The following is a 20423-nucleotide window of genomic DNA, read 5'->3' as shown; positions in this document are numbered from 1 at the left end:
GGATTAGGGGTCCTGCAGGTCGATTTGCCGGGCTCCGTGAATTGTGTGGGAGTAGGAATGTCTGAGGTCGCTCAGCCTTCGGTGTCGAGGCGTGCCGTCTTTCTCGTCGGGGGATATGAACGCAACGATGCTGCCGGCTTTTTTCGGCGAATCGGCCGCGAAATGGAGCGCTTCTGCAAGTGCTGGTCGGTCGAGGCGACACTCGGGGTACCGGTCGAGGCAGCGGAGGCTTCCGCGACGACGGCGGTCGCCGACTATCGAGGTCCCGACGGCGTCTGCCGATCCGAGATTACCTTTTTGAGTTTCGACGACATCGTCAAACATGACGGGGCGCGGCCCTTCGTCGTGCGCCTTGCGGCCTATCTTATCGCCTTTTTCGACTACGTCGTCTCCGGCACGATGTTCCGCTTCTTTGCCACCAATTGGCGCTTCGCACTCTATTTCCTCTATCCCCTGGTCATGCTGGGACTGTTCGTCTGGTTTGGCACGATTACCTATCGTCTCGTGGACTGGATTGGACTTCCCGGTGGCCCGCTTCTGCCGGCACTTGCCGGCCTTGCTGTCACCTATGCTCTCGGTCGCTCCGTCGGGCGACGCTATTTCGTTTTCCACCTCATGGATCTCTGGTCGTTCAGCCGCGAGCATCTCCACTGCCGGCGCCCCGGCATGGATGAGCGGATCGAGGCCTGGGCCGCGTTGATTTCGCAGCGCGTGGCACAATCGGCCTATGACGAAGTCCTGCTCGTCGGGCATTCGACAGGTGGCGCGCTGATCCTCGACGTCGCGCATCAACTGGCCGAGAGGCTGGCGGCTGAGGGGCGGGCCGTCAATTTCCAGCTGGTCACTGTCGGATCGACGTCCCTGAAGGTTGCGCTGCACCCGGCAGCATCACGCGCGCGCGCGCGCCTGGAGACGCTTGCCCGGCATCCCGGCATTCGCTGGACGGAGTTCCAGGCGCTGACGGACATCATCAACTTCTACAAATGCGATCCCTATGCTCGGGCTGGCCTCAAACATCAGCGGACGGACCAGTTCCCGCGTCAGTTCCAGGTGCGCGTTCGCGACATGCTCGAACGTGACACCTACAAGCGCGTGAAGAAGAACTTCTTCCGCGTTCACTATCAGTTTATCTCGGCTAATAGCCGCCGGTATTTCTACGATTTCTTCATGATCTGCTGTGGCACCCGGCCGATCGAGGCCGTAAGAGGCGACAGGCTGCCGCTTTCGGCAGAGGCAGACAAGACCGCAGAGGCGACTTCATGATCCGCATTTCCTTTATCCTCTGGGCCCTGATGCTGGTGACCTGGTGCGCCATGCGTTATCCGGCCATGCGTCGCGCGCGGCGTCAGAAGACGGCGGTCGACAAGCGCACGCCGCTCGACATTTCGCTGCTGGTCCTCTGCACGTTCGGGCTGGTCGTGATGCCTCTTCTCTGGCGGCTGGATGTCCTTGGAGGACTGGCCGATCGCGGGCAGGGGATTGTGCTCCTCGTCCTGGGGACGCTCTCCGGGATCGCCTTTCTCTGGCTCTTCCGCCGCAGCCACAAGGATCTCGGCAAGAACTGGTCGGTGACGCTTGAAGTGCGCGAAGGTCATCAGCTGGTCACCGGCGGTGTCTACGCCTATGTGCGTCACCCGATGTATGCCTCCTTCCTCCTCTGGGGCGTGACCCAGGCGCTGCTCATTCCCAATTGGATTGCAGGCCTCGCCGGTCTTATAGCCGTCCTTGCACTCTATGCCTTGCGTCAGTCGCGCGAGGAGGCGATGATGCGGGAGACCTTCGGCGCCGAATACGAAGCCTATTGCGCCCGCACCAAGCGGCTGGTTCCCGGCATCTTCTGAACGCCTCAGCGACGACGTAGCGCCTGCTTGATTTCCTTGATCGACCGCTCGTGCAGCTTCGGGTTCTTGTCGATGTTGAAATGGCCGATGCCGCTGATCGCCGTTTCGCCCTGGCGCAGGTTGATGTTGGCGAGTTCGCCCTTGAAGCCGGGCGCGGGCAGGACGGGTGACCAGAGGTTCTCTCCGCCGGTGTAGAAGTTCAGCGTCTTCTTGACGTTGGCGGGCACGGGGCCCTTGCCGGTCGGATCGAAGCTCAGGATGAGTGCCACCGGGATCCTCATCGGTTGCAGGGCACGTGCGACCGAGAATGTCATGTCGGCCCCCAACGAATGTCCGACGAGTATGATCGGACGCGCGTCCTTCGATGCGCGGTAACGCTCGGCAATCCTTCGGGCAAAGGTCTGGGCATTCGGCAGCGACATAACCTGCGCGTCCACCCCATCGGCCTTCAGCTGCTGGCCGAGCGTGTTCAGGCCCGTCGAGAAGATGTCGGCAAAGCCGCGAAACAGGTAGACCTGGCCATTCGGCGGCTGCGGCTTTCGGGGCTTTGCCGCTTCGGCGGGCAGTATGGATGCTGCGAGAAAAAGGGATGCCTGGGAGAGGAGGGCGCGCCTGGAAATCATGTGGGGAGGACATCCTCGAAAATGGAGTAGTTTCGGATTCATGCATGATTTGTCGAGCCTGACAACCGACTTGCCGGGCCATTGGCGCTGTACTTCGGCATTGTCGACAGGCTAGAACGGGCGCATCCCGAACGGCGCCCGTCCTCGCGCCTCTTTCACGGAACAGAAAGGCCTCTCATGACCGCGACCATCGATATCGCCGCCCTTGCCAATCTCCTGCAGGAGGCTGCCGTCGAAGAGATTCTGCCGCGCTTTCGCAATCTCGGTGACGGTGATGTCAGAATGAAATCCGAGGCTATCGACCTGGTGACGGAAGCAGACGAGGCCGCTGAGCGCGTCATTCGCAAGGGGATCGAGGCGCTGATGCCCGATGCGCTGTTCGTCGGTGAGGAGTCGGTCGCGGCCGATCCGGCGCTGCTCGATCGTCTTGAAGGCGCCGAGCTTGCCGTCGTCGTCGATCCGATCGACGGTACCTTCAACTTCGCATCGGGACTGACGTTGTTCGGCATGATCCTCGCCGTTGTCTCCAAGGGCGAAACCATCGGCGGCGTCATTTACGACCCGATCGGCAATGATTGGGCGCTGGTGGAGAAGGGCTCGGGTGCATGGATCTATCGGCCGGATGGAAGCCAGGAGCAGATGCAGGTACGGCCCAGCGGCCCGCTCGAACAGATGATCGGGATCGCCAATACCGGTTTCTTCGATATCGAGACCCGCAGAAAGATCCTGTCCAATCTCGCCGAAGTCCGTCTCTTCACCAGCTATCGCTGTGCCGCCCATGAATACCGGCTGCTCGGCCAGGGTCATATGGATTTTGCCATGTACAACAAGCTGATGCCCTGGGACCACCTCGCCGGCGCGCTGATGATGCAGGAGGCGGGTGCCCATGTCGCGCGCTTCGACGGTTCACCCTATCTGCCGCATCATACGTCGGGCGGCCTGCTCGTGGCCTCCGATGCTGACGCCTGGCAGGAGTTGCGCGAACGCATCTTCACCGTCGACTGATCAGCAAAAAGGCCCGGCATTGACCGGGCCTTTCGCATTTCAGTGGATTGTCTCGGATCAGACCGGCTTGTTGTGCGCCTGGAACAGGCGACCCTTCTCGCCGATCAGCACGAAAACGAGGCCGATCACCGAGACTACGAAGAAGCCGGCGACCATCGGCAATGCCGTGCCATTGAAGGCCTGGCCGATGGCAGCACCGATGATCGAGCCGCCGATCGTGCCCATGAAGCCGAGAACCGACGATGCGGTGCCTGCCACATGGCCCAAGGGCTCCATGGCCAGCGAGTTGAAGTTCGAACCGATCCAGCCGAACTGGAACATCGCTAGCGAGAAGAACGTGATGAACAGGAAGAACGGCATCGGCTGAGGCCCGAGCACCTGCACGACCAGCCAGATCAGGTTGATCGCGATGAAGCCGAGCAGCGAGCCATGCGAGAGCTTGCGCATCCCGAAGCGGCCGACCAGCTTGGCATTGACGAAGGACGACAGCGCCATGAACAGGGCAACTGCCGCGAAGGCGACCGGGAACCAGACGCCGAGCTGATAGATGCCAACATAGACCTGCTGGGCCGAATTGATGAAGCCGAACAGCGCACCGAAGATGAAGGTGCTGGCGATCGTGTAACACAGGGCCACACGGTCGGTGAGCACGATACGGAAGCCGTCGAAGATCACCTTCACGGTGAAGGGACGGACATCCGCCGGCGCCAGCGTCTCGGGCAGGCGGATATACATCCACACGCCGACGATCACTGCGATTACCGCCATGAACACGAAAATCCAGTGCCAATCGCCGAAGAGCATGATCACCTGACCGGTGCCGGGAGCGACGACCGGAATGACCATGAAGACCATCATGATCAGCGACATGACTTCCGCCATCTGGCGACCACCGAAGACGTCGCGGACGATCGAGACCGTGATGACGCGGGTTGCAGCCGAACCGATGCCCTGGATGAAGCGCAGCAGGAGCAGCGATTCGAAGGAGGGCACGAAGACGACCGCGAGTGAGGAGACGACATAGATCGCGAGACCGAAGATCATCGGGAGCCGGCGCCCAAAGCGGTCGGCGATTGGGCCGTAGAAGAGCTGGGCGAAGCCGAAGCCGATCAGATAGGCGGAAACGACATACTGGCGATGGTTTTCGTTTTCGACATTCAGGGCTGCGCCGATTTCCTGCAGACCCGGCAGCATGATATCGATCGCAAGCGCATTGAGCGCCATAAGGAATGCCATCATTGCGATGAATTCGGCACGTCCCATTCCCCCAAGTGTCTTGGGAGAGGACTGTAATGAATCTGACATGAATTATGACCTTAGAACGGCATGAAGGCGTTGCTTGGGACAACGCCTTCATCGCCTGGAGATTTTTAAAGCCTTGCGGCAGAGTTTGTCAGGCAGCGCCGCGGACGGCGATGCCCTGATCTTCGAAATGCTTCTGCAGTTCGCCCGCCTGGAACATCTCGCGGACGATGTCACAACCGCCGACGAACTCGCCCTTGATGTAGAGCTGCGGAATGGTCGGCCAGTTGGAATACTGCTTGATTCCTTCGCGGATTTCCATGTCGGCGAGCACGTTCACGCCCTTGTAGTCCACGCCGAGGTAATCGAGGATCTGCACCACCTGACCGGAGAAACCACACTGCGGAAACTGCGGGCTGCCCTTCATGAACAGGACGACATCGTTGGTCTTGACTTCGTTGTCGATGAATTCGTGGGCGCTCATGGCATTCTTCCTTTTCACATGCCGTTCAAGGCGGCAGCTTCGATCTGCCGTAGAAATAGCAACACGGCTTTACTTTTGCCAGTGGCGACTTTGCGACAGCGCCGGAATTAACGGCTGCGCTGGCGGCTGCGCTTCGCAGCCGTGCGGCGACGGCTCACTTGTTTGCGGGCAGGGGCTTTGACCCGTTTCGTCGTCTTGCGGATATAACGGCCCGTGGTCGCGGAGCGCGCCTGGCGCTTGCGCCTGCGCGTGGTGCCCTTGCGGGTCGACTTCTTCAGAATCTCCTTCAGCACGCCTTCCACGACGTTCTTGACGATGTTGCCGATCAGATCCGCCATCTTTACTCCCCCACGCCCTCGAATTCAGAGGGTTTTGTTCCCTCTGCTCTTTAAATCAGCGCAATTCTCGTCTAGCAAGCGCCACCTGCGGCGGCCTGCCGTCTATCAAGTGACAGTCTCAATGATCCAAAGCCGCATCGTGCTGCATTTTCCGGGCTTCGAACCGCTCGACGCCGAAGCCCATCGTCAGCGCTACAAGCGTTCGGCAGCGCAAGCCTCGGCCGTCTGGCATGCGCGATTTAATGTCGGGGACCTCGTGGTTGACGGGCAGGGTGCACATTTCGCGGTGAATACCCATGGGGACAGTTATGCGGTCCGGACGCAGATCCATGTCTTCGACCACAATGCCCTGATTTCTACCATGCGGTCAGAGCCGCTCTGGATGCAGATTGCGAAAGGCTTCAAGGCGGGCTTCGACGTGGTCTGGCAGGGCGGTGCCTGGGGCTATTTCCGTCATGCCTGGCGCTTTGGTCTTTTCTTCCTTTTCCCCTTCCTGTTCCTGGCCGCTGGCATTGCACTGGCGGTGAACATCGCAGCCATTCCCTCTGCGATCGATCTCTCTTCCTGGTGGTTGCTGCTGTCCGTGCCTGCCGGCTATCTCGTCTTCCGCCACGGGGTCATTCCGTTTTCGGAGCGGTACCACGTCCTGCATTTGCTCGCGGATTGGCGTCTGGCGGTGGCCGTTGCGGAAAATCGCCAGGAGGTGGATGCCATCATCGAGCGGGCGGCAGGAGAGGCGGCTGCGGCCCTGGAAGGTCCTGCCGACGAGATTCTCGTGACATCGCACAGCATGGGTGCGAACTTCGCCATTTCCGTCATTGCGCGACTTCTCGAAAAGTCACCGGACGCGCTCAAGGGACGAAGGCTCGTCTTCGTTACGCTGGGCGGTGCCGCCCTGCAGTGCAGCCTGCTGTCATCTGCATCCCTGCTCAGACAGCGGATCGGGGCGGTTGCGGGTCATCCATCCATCGACTGGTTTGATATCCAGTGCCTGACGGACCCGATCCATCTCTACAAGTGCCACACCGCGGCCCTGTCGGGACACGCAGACGCGCCGCAACCGAAGCTCGTCTTCATCCGCTTCAAGCATGCGCTGTCTGCCGAGCGCTATCAGAAGAACCGCCGCGACTTCTTGAGAATGCATCGGCAATATGTGCTGGGACCGGATCAGCCGAGCGGTTTCGACTTCACGCTGATGACGGCGGGGCCGTTGCCGGCGCTGTCGTTCAAGACGCTGGATTCGGCGACGGCCCCGAAGCTTCAAGCCCCATCATGATAAAGGCCCGCCACTGATAGGGCAGGCCTTCTCGCGTCTGGATATCGGTGCGTCCTTGGTCAGTCGGGGATGCTTGTCTGCAATGCCAGTGCATGCAGAACGCCACCCATGTTGCCCTTCAAGGCGTCGTAGACCATCTGGTGCTGCTGGACCCGGCTCTTGCCGCGGAAGGCTTCGGCGACGACCTCGGCGGCGTAGTGATCGCCGTCTCCCGCGAGGTCACGGATGACGACCTTCGCTCCCGGAATGCCGGCCTTGATCATGTCTTCGATGTCGCCTGGTTTCATCGGCATGTAATGGATCCCTCATGCAAATCAGCAATGTGAGAACTATCGTGCATTCGCTGAGGCGTTTCAATGGGCAGGCAGCGCCTACCCCATGCTCCACAGGCATGTGATCAAGAACTCAGGCAAGCTCGCCTTCCATGAGGGCTGGGAACCAGCCTTCGTGGGCCGTCTTGAGGTCCTCGACCGCTACAGGTTTTGCATCGCCGAGAACCACGTTCGAACCACCGGTGCGGCCGATCCACGGGCAGAAGACGCCAGCTGCTTCAGCGCGGACCTGCACCTGGTCGACATCGGCTTCCTTGACCGTCAGGACGTAACGGCCCTGGTCTTCGCCGTAGAAGACTGCGACCGGGTTGGCATCGTTCAAGGCGTTGATATGCGCGCCGATACCGGACGCCATGGCCATTTCGGCGACGGCAAGGGCCAGACCACCCGACGAGCAGTCGTGCACGGCGGTCGCCAGACCATCCTGAATGAGGCCGCGGACGAAATCGCCGACCTTCTTTTCATGCGCCAGATCGACATGCGGTGCCGGACCGTCGGTGCGGCCATGAATGTCGCGCAGGTAGCAGGACTGGCCGAGATGGGTGCCCCAGCCGGACGGTGCGCCGGCCAGCAGGATCGCTTCGCCCTGGGCCGCAAAGCGGATGCGGGCCATCTTCTTCCAGTCCTTCATCAGGCCAACGCCGGCAATCGTCGGGGTCGGCAGGATGCCCTGGCCATTGGTCTCGTTGTAGAGCGAGACATTGCCCGAGACGATCGGGAAATCGAGCGCCTTGCAGGCCTCTCCGATGCCTTTGATGGCGAATACGAACTGGCCCATGATCTCAGGGCGCTCGGGATTGCCGAAGTTCAGGTTGTCGGTCGCGGCGAGCGGAAGTGCGCCGGTCGCGGTGATGTTGCGCCAGCATTCGGCAACAGCCTGCTTGCCGCCTTCAAACGGGTCGGCCTCGACATAGCGGGGCGTGACGTCGGAGGAGAAGGCGAGTGCCTTCGTTGCGTGGCCTTCGACGCGGATGACGCCGGCATCGCCGCCGGGAAGCTGCAGTGAATTGCCCTGGATCAGCGTGTCATACTGTTCGTAGACCCAGCGGCGCGAGGAGTTGTTGGCAGAGCCGACGAGCTTCAGGAGGGCGTCTGCGACGTCGCCGGCCGGGATGTCGTTTTCGGCGAGCGGGGCAGGCGTCTTCGGCTCGACCCAGGGACGGTCGTATTCCGGCGCCTCATCACCGAGTTCCTTGATCGGCAGGTTGGCGACTTCCTCGCCCTGGTGAATGACGCGGAAGCGCAGGTCGTCGGTGGTGTAGCCGACGATCGCAAAATCGAGGCCCCATTTGACGAAAATCGCCTTGGCGACCTCTTCCTTGGAAGGCTCGAGCACCATGAGCATGCGCTCCTGGCTTTCCGACAGCATCATTTCATAGGCCGTCATGCGCTCTTCGCGCACCGGCACCTTGTCGAGATGCAACTCGATGCCAAGGTCACCCTTGGCGCCCATTTCAACAGCCGAGCAAGTGAGGCCAGCGGCACCCATGTCCTGAATGGCGATGACAGCGCCTGTTTTCATCAGCTCGAGGCAGGCTTCCAGCAGGCACTTCTCGGTGAAGGGGTCGCCGACCTGAACAGTCGGGCGCTTCTCCTCGATCGACTTGTCGAATTCGGCCGACGCCATGGTCGCGCCGCCGACGCCATCACGGCCGGTCTTGGCGCCGAGATAGACGACAGGCAGGCCGACGCCCTTGGCTTCCGACAGGAAGATGCCGTCCGCCTTGGCGAGACCTGCGGCAAAGGCGTTGACCAGGATGTTGCCGTTGTAGCGGGCGTCGAATTCGACTTCGCCGCCAACCGTCGGCACGCCGAAGGAGTTGCCGTAACCGCCGACACCGGCCACGACGCCAGCGACCAGATGCTTGGTCTTCGGATGATCAGGCGCGCCGAAGCGCAGGGCGTTCATCGCAGCCACCGGGCGCGCACCCATGGTGAAGACGTCGCGCAGGATGCCGCCGACGCCGGTTGCCGCGCCCTGATAGGGCTCGATGTAGGACGGGTGGTTGTGGCTCTCCATCTTGAAGACCACGACGTCGCCGTCATCGATGTCAACGACGCCTGCGTTTTCGCCAGGGCCCTGGATGACGCGCGGACCCTTGGTCGGCAGCGTCTTCAGCCACTTCTTCGAAGACTTGTAGGAGCAGTGCTCGTTCCACATTGCCGAGAAGATGCCGAGCTCGGTGAAGGTCGGCTCGCGTCCGATCAGGTTCAGGATGCGATCGTATTCGTCCGGCTTCAGGCCGTGGCTTGCGATCAATTCTGCGGTGATGGGACGGGAGTTGGAAACGGTCATCTGGCTCTCAGGGCAATGGAGATCGGTGGGAGATCGGTTTCGAGGCAGGCTATAACCCAAGCACGCGCCCGGCGCACTTGAAAAATGCGCGCAATCAGGCCTTTCCTGCGGCTTTGCAGCCCAAGAAGCCTTGGCTATTCCCGATGGTCAGACGATGGCGCTGGTACCGAGGGGGGATTGGTCGAGGATGCGGCGGACCGTCTTCAGCCCCTCGATGGAAATCGAGCGATCCCGGCCCTCGCTGAAGCCAACGCGGACATGATGATAGACCCGCGACGAACGCGCCGGCTTGAACTCGTCCTCGTCGTCGATCAGCACGTCGGCATCGAGCACCGCCTGCTTGAAGGTGCCGGACATCCAGGGCTCGGGCAGCTTCAGCCAGAAGAAGGGCAGGCGCGGATGGGCGCGCAATTCCTTGCCGGCGAAAAGCTCGCGGACGACTGCTTCGCGCGCGCCGATTTCTGTCAGAACCTTGCTCCTGATTTCACCCGCAGCGCCTGACAGCACCAGCCGTGCGGAGAGTTCCGCCAGAAGGAAGGGCAAGCCGCCGCTCACCATCTTCTGGGTGACGCGCACGCGCTGGCTCATATGGGGCGGACAGGCGACCCAGCCGCCGCGCACGCCGGCTGCGACCGATTTCGACAGGCCGTTCAGCAGGAAGGTGCGATCGGGCGCGAGTTCCGCCAGCAGCGGAATGCGGTCGTCGATCATGCCGCCATAAAGATAGTCCTCGATCAGCCAGACGTTGTATTTGCGAGCGATGGCGACGATGTCCTTGCGGCGGGAGAGCGGCAGGCAGGCAAGCGTCGGGTTCTGGCCCGAGGACATGATGAAGGCCGCTTTCGGATGTTCGCGGGCGCAGACGCGTTCGAAGTCCTCGGGCAGGATGCCGTCCTGATCCGAATCGACCAGCGCGATCTGGCGTCCCATGAGGTTGGCGCTGCGCGACACCTGGGAATAGGTGAGGTGCTCGCAGACGATCCGGTCGCCGGCACCACTGACCGCGGCGACGACGGCATTGATGCCGGCATGCACGCCAAGCTGCGGCAGGACCTGCTCGGCCTCCGGCTGCCAGCTACCCGAAGCGAGCCAGAGCCGACCGGCCTCCAGCCAATCGGGAGAGAGTGTTCTGGTATAGCTCGAGATCTCGCCCGGATGAGCCGTTGCGATCTCCGCCATGATCCGACCGACCGTCTCGGCCTGACCGACATCGATCGCAGCCGTCGTGTCGAAGCGCAGTTTGCCCGGCGGCGGAACCATCGCCCGGGTGCCCCCATAATTGATCGTCACGGGATCGCGGGCCGGGATTTCGTTGCCGTCACTTGCCTGAATGTAAGTGCCGCGGCCAACCTCGCCGGTTACCAGCCCGCGTTCCCGAAGCAATGCGTAAGCACGCGATATTGTCCCTATTGTCACCCCAACATCATAGGCGAGATCGCGCTGCGGCGGGAGCTTTGCTCCATGGGGCAGGGCGCCTGATTTGATAGCGCTTTCGGCATCATCCGCGATGCGGATGTAAAGCGGGCCGGTGCCGGTGTCGAGTGAAGGAAGCCAATTTGTCATGAGGACAATTCTATAGATTGTCACCCTTGGGGAGTCAATTCATAGAGGCTTCGTTGAGATAAAAACGCAAGGAACTGCCGTCATGGTGACAATAGAGACAATCGCGCCGAACGACTCCCGTCACGACATCGCTTTGCCGGTCCGCAAGGAATCATCGTCGCCATTGAGCAGTCTTGCCCGAATGCTCAAGCTGTGGTGGCGGGGACGCAGGACCCGTGCGCACCTTTCGCAACTGACGGAAGAGCAATTGCGCGATGTCGGACTGTCGCCTGAGATGGCTTTGCGTGAAATAAGGAAATCTCGGCTTTTGCTGCTCGATCGGCCGGTCCAGCCGCCGTTCTGATCAGCAGTCTTTTCTGCCATTGGCCCAGCGAACGACGTCCTGGCGAATCCGCGGCGCCACATCCTCGTTCAAGAGGGGGCCGAAAGCGTCCAGCCGAGGGGGCTTTCCTTCAGCCTGAACGACCAGTACGGGGCGGTCGTCGCGTGATCCCTTGCGCACCAGGAGGATGCGTGGGCGACCGGAGAAGGAGCTGAGTTCAGGGGAAAGCTGGTAGGCCTTGAATGCGGCGTCGCCCGACTTGAACCAGCAGGTGTTCGCGGCGACGGCGACCTTTTCCATGATGTCGAGGGCCGATTGTCCGTTCGCAGGAGGGCGCGGAGCCTCAGGCTTGCAGGCCGCGAGGCCGGCTGCTGCGACGAGAATGGCTGAGAGAGCAAGGCGGCGCATGGGCGAACTTTCGGCTGATGGCCGCCTTCCCTTAAAGGTCTGTGGTTAAGCGAAGCTTACCTCAGGCCGCGATGACGTCCAGCGCCGAGGCGAAGATGCCGCGGCCGTCGTTGCCGCCGTGGGCGGCTTCGATCAGGTTTTCCGGATGCGGCATCATGCCGAGCACGTTGCCCTTCGCGTTGATCACGCCGGCAATGTCGTTCATCGAGCCATTCGGATTGGTGCCGTCGGCATAGCGGAAGACGACCTGGCCGTTGCCTTCGATCGTTTTCAGCGTCTCGGCGTCGGCGAAATAGTTGCCGTCGTGGTGAGCGACCGGGCAGCGGATGATCTGGCCCTTGGCATAGGCGCGGGTGAAGTCGGTATCGGCGTTGACGACCTCGAGCTTGATTTCCTTGCAGACGAATTTGAGCGAGGTATTGCGCATCAGGGCGCCTGGCAGCATCCCGGCTTCGACGAGGATCTGGAAGCCGTTGCAGACGCCGATGACCTTGACGCCCTGTTCGGCCTTTTCCTTGATCGCCTGCATGACGGGCATGCGTGCGGCGATCGCGCCGCAACGCAGATAGTCGCCATAGGAGAAGCCGCCGGGGATGACGATCAGGTCGACATCCGGGATCTCGGTCTCCGTCTGCCAGATCGTCACCGGCGCATGGCCGGAGATCTTGGTGAGCGCCGCGATCATGTCGCGGTCACGGTTGAGGCCTGGGAGCTGGACGACGGCTGATTTCATGGCTGTGGCTCAAACCTTATCTGGGCTTCCTGGAACTCGCGCAGTTCCAGGCGATTTTCGATCCGATCGAGACGCGTCTCTTGGCGAGCAAGCGTCGTGTGGATGTTGTGGATGTCCTGATGCACGGAAACGAGTGCACCCCGTATCGCATTCATCTCGGCGCGCAACTCCCGCTGCCCCAGCTTTACGTCCGCAACATCGGCATGAATCCGCTTCAGAAGCTCGAACATCAATTCGCTGGTGACGTCAGCCATCGCGCATCTCCTACAACCCTCAGGCGATGGAGATAGTATAGTTCTCGATGACCGTGTTGGCGAGGAGCTTCTCGCACATCGCCTTCAGGTCGCTTTCAGCCTTGGCCTTGTCTTCGCCTGCAAGCTCGAGATCGAAGACCTTACCCTGGCGGATCTGGCCAACGCCGTCGAAGCCGAGCGCGCCGAGCGCGCCTTCGATGGCCTTGCCCTGAGGGTCAAGTACGCCGTTTTTCAGGGTTACGGTGACGCGTGCCTTGATCACTGATCTCTTCTCCAAAGCTTACTTGACGAGAACCGGGCCGGTGCCACGGATCGGTTCGTTTTCATTCATGATGCCGAGCCGGCGGGCGACTTCCTGATAGGCTTCGAGCAGCCCGCCCAGATCCTGGCGGAAGCGGTCCTTGTCGAGCTTCTCGCGGGTCTCGATGTCCCAGAGGCGGCAGCTGTCCGGCGAGATCTCGTCGGCAAGGATGATGCGCATCATGTCGCCTTCATAGAGGCGGCCGCATTCGATCTTGAAGTCGACGAGCTGGATGCCGATGCCGAGGAAGAGGCCGGAGAGGAAGTCGTTGACGCGGATGGCAAGCGCCATGATGTCGTCGAGTTCTGCAGGGTTCGCCCAGCCGAAGGCGGTGATGTGCTCTTCAGAGACCATCGGGTCACCGAGCGTGTCCGACTTGTAGTAGAATTCGATGATCGAGCGCGGCAAAACGATGCCTTCCTCGATGCCGAGGCGGGTCGAGAGCGAGCCGGCGGCGACATTGCGCACGACGATCTCGAGCGGGATGATCTCGACTTCCTTGATCAGCTGTTCGCGCATGTTCATGCGGCGAATGAAGTGGGTCGGAATGCCGATCTTGTTCAAATGCGTGAAGACGTATTCAGAGATGCGGTTGTTCAGAACGCCTTTCCCGTCGATGACTTCATGCTTCTTCTTGTTGAATGCCGTTGCATCATCCTTGAAGAACTGGATCAGCGTGCCGGGCTCGGGACCTTCATAGAGGATCTTTGCCTTGCCCTCGTAAACGCGGCGGCGACGGTTCATGGGTGGTTTTCTCTATTGTTGGCATCCCGGCGCCAGTTGCGCGGATGCAGTGGATCGGTCTTTGAAGCGGTCCCTTAACGGAAAACCTCGGTTTTCACAATGCGCAGATCACCCCTTCCTGCCAAAACGTCGCGCCATCGGAGACTCAGCTGGAATCGCGGAAGTTTGCATTGCACTTTGTACTCCCTTTTGATTAATGGGGAAACCAAACCGCGTTATGACGGGACAGAACGGGAGATCGATATGAGCGGCATGAGTGATCGCGAAAAGGCCTTCGAAAACAAGTTCGCACACGACCAGGAGCTTCGCTTCAAGGCGGAAGCCCGCCGCAACAAGCTGGTGGGTCTGTGGGCGGCCGGCCTGCTCGGCAAGGCCGATCCGGACGCCTATGCGAAAGAAGTCGTCGCTGCCGATTTCGAAGAGGCTGGCGACGAGGATGTGATCCGCAAGGTCATGGGCGATCTGACGGCTGGTGGCGTGTCGATCACCGACGAAGAACTGCGCGCTAAAATGATCGAGTTCCTCGGCCAGGCCATTGAGCAGATCCAGAACAGCTGATCAAACGATCCGCGACTGCAACGACAATCCGCCCGGGCTCAGCCTTGGGCGGATTTTCTGTTTCTGAGCCGTTCGGAGACATCACCGAAGCCGGCCGGGCGGGCAAGGCCGTAACCCTGCAGCACGTCGCAGCCGAGCCGGGCGAGGATGCGGGCATGCTCTTCCGTCTCCACGCCCTCGGCCGTCACCTTGATCCCGAGCGAGCGCGCTATCTGGATGATCGATTTTACCAGGATGCGCTGCTCCTGGCTGTCGGGCACGTCCTCGATCAGCTGCCGATCGATCTTCAGGGTGGTCGGCTTGAGGTTCAAAAGCCCAACGATCGATGCATGGCCGGTGCCGAAGTCGTCGATCTCGATGTCGATCGCGAGACGTCGCAACATGTCGAGGTTGCTCATGACTGCCGCGTCCTGACGATCTAGGAAGACGCTCTCCAGAAGTTCGAATGACACCGTGCCCGGCTTGATGTGGAGATCGGCGAGGCCTCGTGCGAGCTCCGGATCCGTCAAGCGCCGGGCCGAGACGTTCACGGAGATCTTCGGGGGAGCAATGCCTTTCTCGCGCCAGACTTCCAGGTTGCGAAGCGCCTTTTCGAGGATCAGGCCGTCGATCTGAGCAAGGACGCCATATTCTTCGGCAATTGGAAGAAACTTGTCGGGCCCCAGGATGCCGCGGGTCGGATGACGCCAGCGTGCAAGGCACTCCGCGCCGACAACGGCGCGTGTGCGCGCGTCGAACTGCAGCTGGTAGTGCGGGAATATCTCGTCGTTCTCCAAAGCGCGCAGAAGTTCGCTGGACAGGCGGTTGGTGTCGGCAAGCAAGGTCCGGCTTGCCTGCTTGTAAAATTCGAACCGGTTGCGACCGAGATTTTTTGCCTTGTAGAGGGCGATATCGGCATTCTGCAGCAATTGCTTCGCATCGATATCGCGGGTCAGCGTATGCGCGATGCCGATGCTTGCCCCGAACCGGCATTCCTGGCCGTTGTAAAAGGCTGGTTGCCTCATCTGGTCGATGATGCGGCTGGCGATGGCAGAGAGGGTGGCGGTTGCGCCGTCGTGGTCGAGGAGGACGACGAACTCGTCTCCACCGATTCGCGCGGCAAAGTCGGTGATCCTGATGTTTTCGCGCAGGATCCGGGCCGCCAGCATCAGCATGGCGTCGCCGGCGCCGTGACCGAGTGTGTCGTTGATCTGCTTGAAGCGGTCGAGGTCGATGTGCAGGATTGCGATGCCTGATCCGAGCGTGCCCTTGCCGGCGCGCCATTCTTCGAGCTTTTCCTCCAGGTAGCGCCGGTTCGGCAAGCCTGTGAGGTAGTCGTGCAGGGCCGACTGCTCGGCCTCCAGTCTTGTCCGCTCGAGTTCCGCATTGCGCGCTTCCGCGAGCATCTTCTGCTGCTCGAGTTCCTGTCTCAGGCGTTGATCTTCGGTCACGTCCCAGTTTACGCCGATCATCTTCAGCCGGCCGTCGTGGTCCATGAATGGGAGGCTGTTGGAGCGGATAAAGCGGGTCCCGCCGTCACGGCCGATGATCCGATAATTGTCGGTGAAGGGTTTCAGTTCGGCGATCTTGCTCGCGACATAAGCCAGCGTCCGGGCGCGGTCTTCCGGATGAAGCTTGCTCTCCCAAAAGCCGCCGATCTGCACTTCGCAATCGTTTTCGACCTCGAAGATGCGGCGCATTCCTTCGTCCCATTCACTGGTGCCGGCCTCGAAATCCGTTTCGAAGATGCCGATACCCGAAATGTCGATGGCGAGCTTCAGGCGACGGGAGAGACCCTCCAGCCATTCCTCCTGCTGCTTGCGGGCGCTGATATCGGTGTCGGTGCCGATGATGCGGCTAGGCTTGCCGTTTTCGTCGCGCTCCACGCAGGCGCCGCGGCACTCGATCCAGACATAGTGTCCGTCCCGGTGAAGCTCCCTGTACTGGAAGACGCTATAATCCGGGTCGCCCGCGTTCTGCCGTTCGATGCAATGTAAGACGCGCTCGCGATCCTGGGGATGCACGAGTTCCAGCCAGTCTTCCATGGTGGGTGGGAAAGGATCATCCGGCCCCAGTCCGCGGATCTGCCGCCAGATGCTGGAATAGTAGAAATCGCCTGAGCTGCGTTGATCCCAAACGCCGGAGGTCGAGCCGACAAGCGCGTGATTCCAGCGGCTTTCGCGCTCCTGCACCTCCCGTAGCTGCCGGCGGAGCTCCGTGACCTCGGTCAACTGGAGAAGCACGGAGCCGTCCTTGGAGCCGACTGTGCTGTGACCGGCCAAGGAGGCAATGAAATGCCGTGCATCTCTTCCCTGTAGCGAGATTTCGAGTGTCGACGGTGCTCCGTCCATCAGTCGGGTTAGCGCAAGCAGCAGTTTGGCGGCGTCGGTGGTCTGTACTGCGATTGCGAAATTGTCGCCGGGCCCGGCGGTTTCGCCAAGGACTGCGCCCAAAGCCTTGTTCATCGTCCGGATAATGCCGTCGGGATCGAGCCAGGCCGCCGGCCAGGGAAGGCAGGCGATGTCGATACCACCCGCGCCGGGAGTAGATGGAGAGGCCGCGTGTGGGCGCAAAATCAGGCTCCTCGCTTCACGTGATTGCAAGGAGTCTATGAGTACCCGCTTAAGAAGGGCTTAAACTGGTCCTGAAGATGCCAGGATTAACCCAACGTTTGCATCTCTTCGGATCGGACGCTTGCTCTCGAACTCAGGCCTGCAGGCGGCCGATAAACTGCGCGAATACCATCGTTCCTTCCGGCCACGGTCCGTGCCCGGATTCGGCGTTGATATGGCCCGATTCGCCGGCATCGATCAGGAACGAGCCCCAGGCATTGGCGATATCCTCGGCATGGGCATATTCGCCGAAGGGATCATTCCGGCTCGCGATCAGGAGCGACGGAAAGGGCAGGGTCAGGCGCGGATAGGGGCCGAAGGTCATCAGGTGCTTAGGCCGAATTTCAGGATTGGAGACGTCGGGCGGGGCGACGAGAAAGGCGCCGGCGACCTTGTTCCTCATCTCCGGGATCGCATGCACAATCGCGGGGACGCCGAGCGAATGCCCGACGAGTACCACCGGCTTGGTGGCCGCGTTGACCTCTTCGGCAACGCGGGCCACCCAGTCTTCGCGCACGGGCTTCGACCATTCCGCCTGTTCCACGCGCCGCGCCGTCGACAGCTTGCCCTCCCACCGGGTTTGCCAGTGGTCGGGGCCGGAATTGGTGTAGCCGGGAACGATCAGGATTTCTGCATCTGAAACTTTCATGGCCCCTATCTGCTGTCCCGCATGGTCCTCGTCAAGATTGGGGCAGCCTGCAGGATCGTAAAAAATAATATGCAACACTTACTAGTTCGAGTTTGGCGTCGATGTTACGATCGCGTCGTGCCCGGATCGGGAGGAGATCGATCAGGGCCGTTACCGGGAGGAATTTCATGAAGCACGTCCATTTGACGGCGGCGGCACTGCTGCTGCTCGCCCTTGATCCGTCCGTCGCGAAGGCGGCCATCGCTTGCGCCGACCTCGCTAAGTCAGAGAACCAACCATCCGATGTGACGATCGCCGAGGCTGTTGAGACGCCTCCGGGCGACGAGGTTTCCGTCGCCCATTGCCTAGTCAGAGGCAAGACGCCCGACAGGCAGGGGATCGATGGGAAGACCTATGCGATCCGCTTCGAGTTGCGATTGCCGGTCGAATGGAACGAGCGTTTCGTCCACCAGTTCAATGGCGGGAATGACGGCGCTGTCGTTCCGGCGCTTGGTCCTCTTCTTGGAGGTCGCAAGAGTGACACGGCATTGGCGCGCGGTTACGCCGTTGTATCCAGCGATGCCGGTCATGACGGCAAGGCCAATCCGGACCGAGGTCTGGCTGGCGGTGCGGCCTTCGGCTTTGATCCGCAGGCGCGCCGTGACTATGGCTATGGTGCTGTCGCAACGCTGCAGCCACTCGCCGAAGAGATTGTCGAAAAGCATTACGGTAAGCCGATCGCCTATCGCTACGGGATTGGCAGCTCCAATGGCGGCCGGCACGGCATGATGGCGGCGGAGCGTATGCCCGAGGTCTTCGACGGATTGCTGGTCGGCTATCCCGGTTTCAATTTGCCGAAGGCGGCGATCCAGCATCCGCTCGATATCCAGGCCTGGTCAAAGGTCGATGCCGACATCGCAAAGGCGTTCGGTCGGGATGACCTGAAGCTCGTGGCTGATGGGGTGCTGGCCGCCTGCGACAGTCTCGACGGTGTCTCGGACGGCATCGTTGCGGATGCCGACGCTTGCGAAACGACTTTCAAGTTCGAGACCCTTGCCTGCGAGAGCGGGGCAAACACCGGCTGCCTTCGTCCGGAACAGATCGAGGCGCTCAAGACATCCGTCGCCGGTCCCAAAGACGCCGAGGGCAGGGCGCTCTATACGCACTGGATCTTCGATACCGGCATCGCCTCTGGTAACTGGCGCACCTGGAAGCTCGAAAGCCCGATCGAACCCTGGGGTAACAGGCCGATCATCGGGGTGATGGGGGCAGCGTCGCTGGCCCAGGTCTTCACGACACCGCCAACGGAAGTGGGTGGCACGCCGGACGAGCTGATCGCCTTCCTGCGCGACTTCGACGTTGTGCGCGACGGTGCGAAGATTGCAGCCACCGACGACACCTTTACCGAGTCGGCCATGGACTTCATGGTGCCGCCCGGTGCCGATGATCCGCGGCTCGATGCCTTCCGGGAGGCGGGCAGCAAGATGCTCGTCTTCCACGGCAATTCCGATCCGGTCTTCTCGGTCGTCGATACGGTTGACTGGTACAAGAAGCTCGATGCCAACCATGATGGCAAGGCGTCGGATTTCGTGAAGTTCTACCGCATCCCCGGAATGCCGCATGGGGCCAGTGGTCCGAGCTTCAACGACTTCGATTTCTTCACGCCACTCGTCGACTGGGTCGAGCAGGGCAATGCGCCCTCCGGCGTTGCGGCAGGAATCACGGAAGATAATGCGGAAGCGGCCACGCTCGAGGGCACGCGCTTCCTTTATTGCCCCTATCCCGCCGTGACGCGTGCCGCGGACGATCCCTCCGCCGAAGGCGAGGGCCGCTATATCTGCCGTTGACGGTCCGGCCCCGGCAGCGGCACTGCCGATCTGCCGGGGCTTTCACGGCTTCGTGCGTAACTTGCGCACGACATGACAAATGTTAGCTGATACACTAATTAGCTCAGGACAAAGCGTGTCGCATGTTCCTTCAGGCATGCGGCGGCCCTGTTGACGGCGCGTTGTTGCGACCGATCCGGCCCGACGCCGCCCGCATTTCACTTTGCAGCTTACAGACCCTGTTGCTCGAGGAGGAAGTGAGAATGTCGACATTTCATGTGATGACCGGTGCCACCGGCACGATTGTCAGGCCTGCGGTACGGCAGATCGCCGTGTCCGACGTCTTCGCAGCCTTGCGCGAAGGTTATGAGGATTTTCGCGAAAAGCCTTCCCACTATGCCTTCGTGGCGCTGATTTATCCGATTGCCGGCGCAATCATGATCGGCTGGAGCGCCGGCGTCGAACTGCTGCCGATGGTCTATCCGCTCCTGGCCGGCTTTGCGCTTGTCGGCCCGCTTCTGGCGCTTGGGCTCATGGAAATCAGCCGTCGCCGCGAACTCGGCCAGCCTGCCGACTGGTCCGACGTGCTCAACCTCTTCAAGTCGCCATCCTTGCCCGCTCTCTTGATGATGAGCCTCTACCTGTTGACGCTCTTCATGGTCTGGCTGGTCGTGTCACGCGGGCTCTATCTCTCGCTCATCGGTGACTATCCTTCGCCGGGCCTCTTTGCCTTTGCGAGCGGAATTCTCGACCATCCCAATGCGCTGGCCTTCCTGTTCTGGAGCAACGCGTTTGGCTTCGTTCTTGCGCTAGTCGCGCTCGTCATCAGCATCGTCGCTTTTCCGATGCTGCTCGACCGCGACTGCGGCGCCGCCTCGGCGGTTTCGACCTCGGTCCGGGCAAGTCTTGCCAATCCGGTGCCGGTCGCCGTGTGGGGCCTGATGGTGGCCGCACTGCTGGCGATCGGGATGGCGACGTTGATGGTCGGGCTCGTGATCATCGTGCCGGTGCTCGGCCATGCGACCTGGCACTTCTATCGCCGGCTGGTGGTCTAGTTC

The 20423-nt window shown here is 61.2% G+C and carries 22 protein-coding genes; 8 read left to right on the top strand and 14 right to left on the bottom strand.

Features of this window, described 5'->3' with window-relative positions:
• Positions 1–57 precede the first annotated feature (57 nt).
• Entirely contained in the window at positions 58–1263 is a 1206-nt protein-coding gene (locus tag D4A92_RS18345; protein WP_203016413.1) for an alpha/beta fold hydrolase, read from the top strand.
• Entirely contained in the window at positions 1260–1841 is a 582-nt protein-coding gene (locus tag D4A92_RS18340; RefSeq protein ID WP_203016411.1) for a protein-S-isoprenylcysteine O-methyltransferase, read from the top strand. The genes D4A92_RS18345 and D4A92_RS18340 overlap by 4 nt, the downstream gene beginning before the upstream one ends.
• Positions 1842–1846: 5 nt before the next feature.
• Here the strand turns inward: D4A92_RS18340 and D4A92_RS18335 are convergent, their stop codons facing one another.
• Positions 1847–2464: a thioesterase domain-containing protein gene (locus tag D4A92_RS18335; protein WP_203016409.1), complete on the bottom strand. Its 618-nt coding sequence runs from the start codon at positions 2462–2464 to the stop codon at positions 1847–1849.
• A 177-nt stretch (positions 2465–2641) separates the two neighbouring features.
• Here D4A92_RS18335 and D4A92_RS18330 point away from each other — a divergent pair, with 177 nt between their 5' ends.
• Positions 2642–3469 (top strand): inositol monophosphatase family protein, encoded by an 828-nt coding sequence (locus D4A92_RS18330; protein WP_203016408.1) that lies wholly within the window; start codon positions 2642–2644, stop codon positions 3467–3469.
• Positions 3470–3526: 57 nt separating this feature from the next.
• Here D4A92_RS18330 and D4A92_RS18325 read toward each other — a convergent pair whose 3' ends face one another.
• The 3 genes from D4A92_RS18325 to D4A92_RS18315 all read right to left on the bottom strand — a co-directional run bounded on the left by D4A92_RS18325 (position 3527) and on the right by D4A92_RS18315 (position 5533).
• On the bottom strand, positions 3527–4732 hold the full coding sequence (locus tag D4A92_RS18325) for a multidrug effflux MFS transporter (protein WP_203016407.1): 1206 nt from the start codon (positions 4730–4732) through the stop codon (positions 3527–3529).
• A gap of 130 nt (positions 4733–4862) precedes the next feature.
• Positions 4863–5195: a Grx4 family monothiol glutaredoxin gene (gene grxD / locus D4A92_RS18320; protein ID WP_054149756.1), complete on the bottom strand. Its 333-nt coding sequence runs from the start codon at positions 5193–5195 to the stop codon at positions 4863–4865.
• Positions 5196–5302: 107 nt separating this feature from the next.
• Positions 5303–5533, bottom strand: a complete 231-nt coding sequence (locus D4A92_RS18315; protein WP_203016406.1) for a hypothetical protein — start codon at positions 5531–5533, stop codon at positions 5303–5305.
• Positions 5534–5654: 121 nt separating this feature from the next.
• On the opposite strand from D4A92_RS18315, the gene D4A92_RS18310 reads away from it, so the two are divergent.
• Positions 5655–6809: a hypothetical protein gene (locus D4A92_RS18310; RefSeq protein WP_203016405.1), complete on the top strand. Its 1155-nt coding sequence runs from the start codon at positions 5655–5657 to the stop codon at positions 6807–6809.
• Positions 6810–6868: 59 nt separating this feature from the next.
• Here D4A92_RS18310 and D4A92_RS18305 read toward each other — a convergent pair whose 3' ends face one another.
• From D4A92_RS18305 to D4A92_RS18295, 3 genes are all read right to left on the bottom strand, one after another.
• Positions 6869–7102 (bottom strand): BolA/IbaG family iron-sulfur metabolism protein, encoded by a 234-nt coding sequence (locus D4A92_RS18305; RefSeq protein WP_054149753.1) that lies wholly within the window; start codon positions 7100–7102, stop codon positions 6869–6871.
• Between the two features lie 112 nt (positions 7103–7214).
• Positions 7215–9437 carry a phosphoribosylformylglycinamidine synthase subunit PurL gene (gene purL / locus D4A92_RS18300; RefSeq protein WP_203016404.1) on the bottom strand — a complete coding sequence of 741 codons (2223 nt, stop codon included), beginning with the start codon at positions 9435–9437 and terminating at the stop codon, positions 7215–7217.
• A gap of 147 nt (positions 9438–9584) precedes the next feature.
• A complete protein-coding gene (locus D4A92_RS18295) occupies positions 9585–11000 on the bottom strand; it encodes a PLP-dependent aminotransferase family protein (protein ID WP_203016403.1) in 1416 nt (471 codons plus the stop codon).
• Between the two features lie 82 nt (positions 11001–11082).
• Between D4A92_RS18295 and D4A92_RS18290 the strand changes: the two genes are divergently transcribed.
• Positions 11083–11343 (top strand): DUF1127 domain-containing protein, encoded by a 261-nt coding sequence (locus D4A92_RS18290; RefSeq protein WP_203016402.1) that lies wholly within the window; start codon positions 11083–11085, stop codon positions 11341–11343.
• On the opposite strand, the gene D4A92_RS18285 is transcribed toward D4A92_RS18290, so the two are convergent.
• The 5 genes from D4A92_RS18285 to purC form a co-directional block, all read right to left on the bottom strand.
• Positions 11344–11730, bottom strand: a complete 387-nt coding sequence (locus D4A92_RS18285; RefSeq protein ID WP_203016400.1) for a hypothetical protein — start codon at positions 11728–11730, stop codon at positions 11344–11346. It abuts the gene before it with no gap.
• A 61-nt stretch (positions 11731–11791) separates the two neighbouring features.
• Positions 11792–12463, bottom strand: a complete 672-nt coding sequence (purQ, locus tag D4A92_RS18280; RefSeq protein WP_054149748.1) for a phosphoribosylformylglycinamidine synthase subunit PurQ — start codon at positions 12461–12463, stop codon at positions 11792–11794.
• Positions 12460–12717, bottom strand: coding sequence for a hypothetical protein (locus tag D4A92_RS18275; protein WP_203016398.1), 258 nt, complete (start codon positions 12715–12717; stop codon positions 12460–12462). The genes purQ and D4A92_RS18275 overlap by 4 nt, the downstream gene beginning before the upstream one ends.
• Positions 12718–12736: 19 nt before the next feature.
• Complete coding sequence (purS, locus tag D4A92_RS18270; RefSeq protein ID WP_069041250.1) at positions 12737–12979, bottom strand: phosphoribosylformylglycinamidine synthase subunit PurS; 243 nt, start codon at positions 12977–12979, stop codon at positions 12737–12739.
• Between the two features lie 18 nt (positions 12980–12997).
• On the bottom strand, positions 12998–13762 hold the full coding sequence (gene purC / locus D4A92_RS18265) for a phosphoribosylaminoimidazolesuccinocarboxamide synthase (RefSeq protein WP_006726144.1): 765 nt from the start codon (positions 13760–13762) through the stop codon (positions 12998–13000).
• Positions 13763–14005: 243 nt separating this feature from the next.
• Between purC and D4A92_RS18260 the strand changes: the two genes are divergently transcribed.
• A complete protein-coding gene (locus D4A92_RS18260; protein WP_203016396.1) occupies positions 14006–14320 on the top strand; it encodes a DUF1476 domain-containing protein in 315 nt (104 codons plus the stop codon).
• Between the two features lie 38 nt (positions 14321–14358).
• Here D4A92_RS18260 and D4A92_RS18255 read toward each other — a convergent pair whose 3' ends face one another.
• Both D4A92_RS18255 and D4A92_RS18250 read right to left on the bottom strand, forming a co-directional pair.
• Complete coding sequence (locus D4A92_RS18255; RefSeq protein ID WP_203016394.1) at positions 14359–16872, bottom strand: bifunctional diguanylate cyclase/phosphodiesterase; 2514 nt, start codon at positions 16870–16872, stop codon at positions 14359–14361.
• A 133-nt stretch (positions 16873–17005) separates the two neighbouring features.
• Positions 17006–17560 carry an RBBP9/YdeN family alpha/beta hydrolase gene (locus tag D4A92_RS18250; RefSeq protein ID WP_203016392.1) on the bottom strand — a complete coding sequence of 185 codons (555 nt, stop codon included), beginning with the start codon at positions 17558–17560 and terminating at the stop codon, positions 17006–17008.
• Between the two features lie 167 nt (positions 17561–17727).
• Here D4A92_RS18250 and D4A92_RS18245 point away from each other — a divergent pair, with 167 nt between their 5' ends.
• Together D4A92_RS18245 and D4A92_RS18240 are read left to right on the top strand one after the other, a co-directional pair.
• A complete protein-coding gene (locus D4A92_RS18245; RefSeq protein ID WP_203016390.1) occupies positions 17728–19386 on the top strand; it encodes a tannase/feruloyl esterase family alpha/beta hydrolase in 1659 nt (552 codons plus the stop codon).
• A 242-nt stretch (positions 19387–19628) separates the two neighbouring features.
• Entirely contained in the window at positions 19629–20420 is a 792-nt protein-coding gene (locus tag D4A92_RS18240; protein WP_203016388.1) for a DUF2189 domain-containing protein, read from the top strand.
• The last annotated feature ends 3 nt before the right edge of the window (positions 20421–20423 follow it).

It is taken from the genome of Rhizobium rosettiformans, from assembly GCF_016806065.1.
In the GTDB taxonomy this organism is placed as follows: Bacteria; Pseudomonadota; Alphaproteobacteria; order Rhizobiales; family Rhizobiaceae; genus Allorhizobium.
Note: the sequence above shows the minus strand (reverse complement) of the source record. Positions and strands in the feature narration are given on the sequence as shown.

Excerpts from the sequence above, each read along its gene's own strand:
- D4A92_RS18345 (WP_203016413.1), top strand. The coding sequence starts at position 58 with ATGTCTGAGGTCGCTCAGCCTTCGGTGTCGAGGCGTGCCGTCTTTCTC.
- D4A92_RS18250 (WP_203016392.1), bottom strand. The coding sequence starts at position 17,560 with ATGAAAGTTTCAGATGCAGAAATCCTGATCGTTCCCGGCTACACCAAT.
- D4A92_RS18240 (WP_203016388.1), top strand. The coding sequence starts at position 19,629 with ATGTCGACATTTCATGTGATGACCGGTGCCACCGGCACGATTGTCAGG.
- D4A92_RS18305 (WP_054149753.1), bottom strand. The coding sequence starts at position 7,102 with ATGCCGATGAAACCAGGCGACATCGAAGACATGATCAAGGCCGGCATT.
- D4A92_RS18260 (WP_203016396.1), top strand. The coding sequence starts at position 14,006 with ATGAGCGGCATGAGTGATCGCGAAAAGGCCTTCGAAAACAAGTTCGCA.
- D4A92_RS18285 (WP_203016400.1), bottom strand. The coding sequence starts at position 11,730 with ATGCGCCGCCTTGCTCTCTCAGCCATTCTCGTCGCAGCAGCCGGCCTC.
- D4A92_RS18325 (WP_203016407.1), bottom strand. The coding sequence starts at position 4,732 with ATGGGACGTGCCGAATTCATCGCAATGATGGCATTCCTTATGGCGCTC.
- purL (WP_203016404.1), bottom strand. The coding sequence starts at position 9,437 with ATGACCGTTTCCAACTCCCGTCCCATCACCGCAGAATTGATCGCAAGC.
- D4A92_RS18330 (WP_203016408.1), top strand. The coding sequence starts at position 2,642 with ATGACCGCGACCATCGATATCGCCGCCCTTGCCAATCTCCTGCAGGAG.
- purQ (WP_054149748.1), bottom strand. The coding sequence starts at position 12,463 with ATGAAATCAGCCGTCGTCCAGCTCCCAGGCCTCAACCGTGACCGCGAC.
- D4A92_RS18245 (WP_203016390.1), top strand. The coding sequence starts at position 17,728 with ATGAAGCACGTCCATTTGACGGCGGCGGCACTGCTGCTGCTCGCCCTT.
- D4A92_RS18295 (WP_203016403.1), bottom strand. The coding sequence starts at position 11,000 with ATGACAAATTGGCTTCCTTCACTCGACACCGGCACCGGCCCGCTTTAC.
- D4A92_RS18290 (WP_203016402.1), top strand. The coding sequence starts at position 11,083 with ATGGTGACAATAGAGACAATCGCGCCGAACGACTCCCGTCACGACATC.
- D4A92_RS18275 (WP_203016398.1), bottom strand. The coding sequence starts at position 12,717 with ATGGCTGACGTCACCAGCGAATTGATGTTCGAGCTTCTGAAGCGGATT.
- D4A92_RS18315 (WP_203016406.1), bottom strand. The coding sequence starts at position 5,533 with ATGGCGGATCTGATCGGCAACATCGTCAAGAACGTCGTGGAAGGCGTG.
- D4A92_RS18340 (WP_203016411.1), top strand. The coding sequence starts at position 1,260 with ATGATCCGCATTTCCTTTATCCTCTGGGCCCTGATGCTGGTGACCTGG.
- grxD (WP_054149756.1), bottom strand. The coding sequence starts at position 5,195 with ATGAGCGCCCACGAATTCATCGACAACGAAGTCAAGACCAACGATGTC.
- D4A92_RS18335 (WP_203016409.1), bottom strand. The coding sequence starts at position 2,464 with ATGATTTCCAGGCGCGCCCTCCTCTCCCAGGCATCCCTTTTTCTCGCA.
- purC (WP_006726144.1), bottom strand. The coding sequence starts at position 13,762 with ATGAACCGTCGCCGCCGCGTTTACGAGGGCAAGGCAAAGATCCTCTAT.
- D4A92_RS18310 (WP_203016405.1), top strand. The coding sequence starts at position 5,655 with ATGATCCAAAGCCGCATCGTGCTGCATTTTCCGGGCTTCGAACCGCTC.